The organism is Bradyrhizobium sp. ERR14 (genome assembly GCF_014198235.1).
In the GTDB taxonomy this organism is placed as follows: Bacteria; Pseudomonadota; Alphaproteobacteria; order Rhizobiales; family Xanthobacteraceae; genus Bradyrhizobium.
In genome coordinates this window covers 1-5,116 of record NZ_JACIHD010000055.1, presented here as the reverse complement: position 1 = coordinate 5,116, position 5,116 = coordinate 1, and the positions used below count along the sequence as shown (strand labels likewise).

Below are 5,116 nucleotides of genomic sequence, written 5' to 3'. Positions count from 1 at the left end.
GTGGTTAACAGCATGGGACAGCGCAATGACGCCAGGATGGCCAGCGCCGAGTCCCATCACCGCTAACCTCAGTTGGCAGTGCGGACGTGGCGGGACAACCGGTTCTGGTAGTTGTGCCACGGCTTTTTCTGATGGATGTATCCTACCGTCAGCTTCTTCCGCCGTGGAGGCTGGCGGCGTTGAAGTTAGCGGTGCGTGGTAAGAACAGCGTCTTTATTCGCATGGGGCGCCGAGTCACGTGCCCGCTAACTTCTACCCTGGATGATCCAAGCAGGCGTTGATCACCAAGGGCGAGGCCCCTCAGGAGCGTAAGTCAACGCACGCGCTGCCACTGGCTGTTGGCCGGTATGCCTAGGTTTGATGGGTCTCCGGCCGAAGGCCAAGAGCATGTTCCGTTCGCCAAGTCTTCGGCCGCTGAGGCTGGCGAAGCATAGCGCCCCAATGTCTCACCGCCAAACGTGACCGCAAAATCCTTCCCAGTCGGAGCGATCTGAGCCACCCCTAGGTGAGTTTTGTAAAAACCACTTCGCCATCTGCGGCTTCCATAGACCGTGCCGTGTTTCAAGTCTGAATGTAACTCGACCGCGCTGAGCAAGCTCGCACTATCTTGTATTCTCGTTCCCACCAATTTTGATAGGTGCCCCGGTTACTTCTCGACGATACTACTTGGTAGCACCCTTGAGAGTTTGAGCCTCTCGGGAGCAAAGGTGGTTAGCCCGTCTGCAGGGCACGGGCTTGCCACCATCGCTTGCGATTCCACCTTACAGGGTAGCACAGGCCAGCGGATGCACGCATTCGAGCGGCACATCACCTCACTGCGGTCGCGGTACTTGCAGCCAATCAGGCCCGTGCGAACGATCAGTCTTTGAGCCAAGCAGATCGCCAAGTCGCGACGTTTAATGCCGCGGAGGCTCACGCCGTGCTACGCATAACTCGACAACTTGAAACCCAGCCTTCGTCCAGAAGAGGCAGGGAAGATCGCTGCGCGCATACGTGAGGTTCTAAAGTGGAAGGATTGAATGCCAAGCAGGTGGGGGTAGGATGGCTGAGGCGCTGACCACTCCTGGTAGTTGTGCCGCTGATTTTCCGGGACGATATAATCACCGCCAGCTTGTGCTGCTCGCGAAGGCTGGCTGCGTTGAAGTTAGCGGCGCGTGGTAGGGACAGCGCCTTTTGTATGCACGGACGCCGAGTCACGTGCCGCTAACTTCTACCATGGATGATCCGCGCGGGTGGTGTTCACCAGAGGTTATGCCGATGACCGGGGTTCAATACTTCGTCACGCGCCACAAGGGTCAATGGGCTGTTTCGCTCAAGGATGTGTACTCCGGCCCATATGCCACTGAGCAAGAGGCCATCGGTGTCGCAGTGGAAAGCGCCCACAAGCAGGGGCAGGCAGGAAACGACGCGGAGGTTATAGTCCAAGGCCACGACAAAAGGTTCAGAAGCGAGTGGGTATATGGGCGCGACCCGTACCCATCAGGTTAAACCGCGCTGGACAACGGATGTACACAAGTGAATCAAGTGAAAGCTATGGCCCCGTTGCTGGCAATTCTCTCGAGTGGTAAGACAGGCAGGGCCCGGAACTTACAAGACGAGATTGCGAGTCTCGTCGCATCTCTGATCTACGACGGCGACGATGTGCTCTTATTAAACGGACAAGAACAACTGCAAGCGTTGAAGCAATGGTTGAGTGAGCCTGGGTTGGTGGTATTTGGAATTGTCGGGCAATCTGTGAGGTTTCGGGCTTGCCTCGAATACTTCGTCGAGGACCGATTGTCTGATTTTGGTTGGAAACAGTTATTCCAAAGGATCATCGAAGATGCAGAGCGCGAACCGCAGAATGCTCGATTCGCAGATGAACCCCGAAGAATGCTGCGCGATCTTCCGGCTCGGAAAGAGAAGTGGGCCCGGACTGGAGCGTCTCTGCAATAAGCTTAGGGAGGCCTGCGGGCGCAATCACCGGCAGTGTTATCATAAAGCCTAAGCCCTAGAACAACCGGGTCTTGGAATTTAGCAGACCGGTGCCTGGCCGCGCAGCGAACGCAGAGGCTATTTAATAGACAGCTTCCGAAAATCCGTGCGACTACAGGGCTGATGTTTGTCGCCCCTGAAGGTCTGCCGATGGTCAGAACGGAAAGCTCCAATCAATCTGCGTTCACGCGCCCTCGCCGGGGATTGCGCCGTGAAGACGCAGCGTTCTACGTCGGGGTGTCTCCGTCCACATTCGACAAGTGGGTTGAGGACGGCACCATGCCCAGGCTCATCAGGCGCGGGGGCGTTGGCCTGTGGGACACGAGGCTGATTGACCGAGCGGCGAAGTCCTCTCGGGCGATGCGGAAGACGCGAACCCGTGGGCTAGTGTGAGCCTAAGGTACACGGTTTGCCAGCCGCTTTCCGCGAGCTTCAGCGTGAGCAGGAAGTCCTCGGTTACGCTTTGTGTCGGAATCCAGCCAATTTGCTCGACGGCCTCGACCCGCATTACGGAGTCGCCCGTGAACAAGACTCTAAGCGATTGAGCGGGAGTCTGTTTTTCGGATTTGAGACGGTTTGAGATTGCAGGGTTTGGGAGGTCGAGGCCGCCAAACCCTGCAAATTCGTTTGTGATTCCCTTTTGCGGCAGGCCATGATTCTGTGGGTGCATCGGAGGGGACGATGCGGCCGAAGAAGCACAAGACGACGGGATCGAATGACCTGTTCCGGGCGCGGCTGGACCGTAAGCGGCAAAGAGACCCCATCTGGCGGAGTGGATGAGCGATCGGCTATCGGCTGCGGAGTCTGTGAGCCGATGTGAGCTTCTATGTCTGCGCCTAGTTCTGAAACTAGAACCTTCCATATGATCGAAGCGGTCGCCGAGCGTCTTGAGGGGGCGCCGCGACAGCTTCGCCGACGCTGGTCGGATGAGTTCAAGGCACAAGTCGTGGCAGAGGCGCAGGAGCCTGGCGCGAGTGTATCGGGGATCGCCCATCGGATCGGCATTCACCCCTCGCAGCTCTTCGCCTGGCGTCGCGATGCTCGGGCCGAAAGAACCTACCTGTCGCGGCCTTCGAGTCGCGAAGCCGCGGTGACGTGCATGTCAGACGCAGTGATCGAGATAGCCGTTGGCGAGATGGTCGTGCGCGCCGGCGTCGATGTCGACGAGGCACACTTGCAGCGGGTGATCCGGGCGGTCCGATCGGCATGATCCCCTCTGGTGTGAAGGTGTTCCTCGCCAGCCATCCCGTCGACTTCCGGAAGGGCATCGATGGTCTTGTTGCGCTTGTGCGCGATGCCGGCTCAGATCCGTTCGATGGGGCGCTTTATGTGTTCCGGGCCAAAAGAGCCGACAGAATCAAGATCGTATGGTGGGATGGCTCCGGCGTGTGCCTCTATTTGAAACGTCTTGAAAAGGCGAAGTTCTGCTGGCCGCGGATCGGGCATCATCGGGTGCAGCTCACCTCCGCGCAGTTGATGGCACTGGTGGATGGGATGGACTGGAAGCGGGTCCGGGCTGTGCCGGTCAGGCCGCCGGAGATTGTTGGGTAAAAGCGCTGCGGCGAAGTGAATCAACCGCCTGAACGGACGAGAGAACCGGAGCAAAATGTGCTCTGGTCAGGTCAATGACGCCCCCCGATCTTGACCTCCCGAATGACGTAGAGATGCTGAAGGCCATGGTGCATGCCATGGCCGAGAAGGCGGCCCGTGTCGATGCTCTGGAGAGCGAGGTCGACGATCTCAAGGCCCGCAACGCCGATGCCGATGCGCGCATCGCGCGGCTGACGCAGATCCTGAAGGCTTTTGACCGCGCCCGGTTCGGCCGACGATCGGAGAAGCTCGGCTCTGCGAGCATCGATGACGAACAGCAGGCCTTTGCCTTCGAGGAGATCGAGACCGGCATTGCTGCGATCAGGGCACAGGTCAACAAGGGCCGCGAGCGTGCGGATGGCAAACGCGCACCTCGTCGGCGCAAGGGCTTTGCGTCCCATCTGGAACGGATCGAGGTTGTCATTGAGCCGGAAGCGTTGGCTGAGCATGCCAGCAAGCAGAAGGTGCTGATCGGCGAGGACGTGTCGGAGCGTCTGGATGTGGAGCCCGCCAAGTTCCGTGTGATCGTCACGCGCCGTCCCAAGTATGCCTTCAAGAACGAGGACGGCGTGATCCAGGCGCCGGCCCCAGCCCACATCATCGAGGGTGGCATTCCGACCGAAGCCCTTCTGGCCCAGATCGCCGTCTCCAAGTACGCCGATGGCCAGCCGCTCTACCGGCAGGAAGCCATCTACGCGCGCGACCAAGTCGAACTTGACCGACAGCTGATGGCGCAATGGATGGGCAAGCTCGGCTTCGAGCTTGAGATCGTGGCCGACTACATCTTCAGCGAGGTCAAGAAGGCGGATCGGATCTTTGCCGACGAAACCACCTTGCCGACCCTCGCTCCCGGCTCCGGATCGACGAAGACGGCCTACTTATGGGCCTATGCCCGAGATGACCGAACCTTTGGCCGCAGCGTTCCGCCGATGGTGGCGTATCGCTTCGAAGATAGCCGCGCCGGCGAATGCGCGGCCCGGCATCTCAATGGTTATCGCGGCATCCTGCAGGTTGATGGATACGCCGCCTATAACAAGTTGGCGCAACCCGATCGTGACAATGACGGCATCACATTGGCTGGCTGCTGGTCACACAGCAGGCGCAAGTTCTACGAGCTGCATGTTGCAGGAAGCTCGAAAGTGGCAACGACGACGGTCGAACGGATGGCAAAGCTCTGGCAGGTCGAGAAGACCGTGCGCGGTCAAAGTCCCGACGAACGCGTTGCCGCGCGCCAGCAAGCCTCCGCGGCGGTCGTCGCAGATCTCTTTGATCTCTGGCAGCACACCCTGCGGCGGATCTCCGGCAAATCAAAACTCGCCGAGGCGATCCGCTATGCCGTCTCGCGCCGTGCCATCTTCGAACACTTCCTGACCGATGGCCGCATTGAGCTCGACTCCAACATCGTCGAGCGCGCCATCCGGCCACAGACAATTACGAGAAAGAATAGCCTCTTCGCGGGCAGCGACGAGGGTGCTTCATACTACCCATCTGCCTATCTCCCTAGAATTCAAGGCATTTCTGGTTGGCGTCGCAAGACGGCGGACTGCGGCGC

5 protein-coding genes are annotated in these 5,116 nt (G+C 59.3%); all 5 read left to right on the top strand.

What is annotated here, in order from left to right:
- The first annotated feature begins 1,215 nt into the window (after nucleotides 1-1,215).
- Nucleotides 1,216-1,488: a DUF2188 domain-containing protein gene (locus GGD62_RS40410; RefSeq protein ID WP_312014344.1), complete on the top strand. Its 273-nt coding sequence runs from the start codon at nucleotides 1,216-1,218 to the stop codon at nucleotides 1,486-1,488.
- A 27-nt stretch (nucleotides 1,489-1,515) separates the two neighbouring features.
- The gene (locus GGD62_RS40405) at nucleotides 1,516-1,935 is read left to right on the top strand and encodes a hypothetical protein (protein ID WP_183714820.1); all 420 of its coding nucleotides are present in this window, start codon (nucleotides 1,516-1,518) and stop codon (nucleotides 1,933-1,935) included.
- A gap of 901 nt (nucleotides 1,936-2,836) precedes the next feature.
- Nucleotides 2,837-3,184: a transposase gene (locus tag GGD62_RS40400; protein ID WP_246800582.1), complete on the top strand. Its 348-nt coding sequence runs from the start codon at nucleotides 2,837-2,839 to the stop codon at nucleotides 3,182-3,184.
- Nucleotides 3,181-3,525 (top strand): IS66 family insertion sequence element accessory protein TnpB, encoded by a 345-nt coding sequence (tnpB, locus tag GGD62_RS40395; RefSeq protein ID WP_092262361.1) that lies wholly within the window; start codon nucleotides 3,181-3,183, stop codon nucleotides 3,523-3,525. Before GGD62_RS40400 ends, tnpB begins: the two co-directional genes overlap by 4 nt.
- Before the next feature lie 74 nt (nucleotides 3,526-3,599).
- On the top strand, nucleotides 3,600-5,116 hold a 1,517-nt coding region (gene tnpC, locus GGD62_RS40390; RefSeq protein WP_183714813.1), incomplete at its 3' end, for an IS66 family transposase.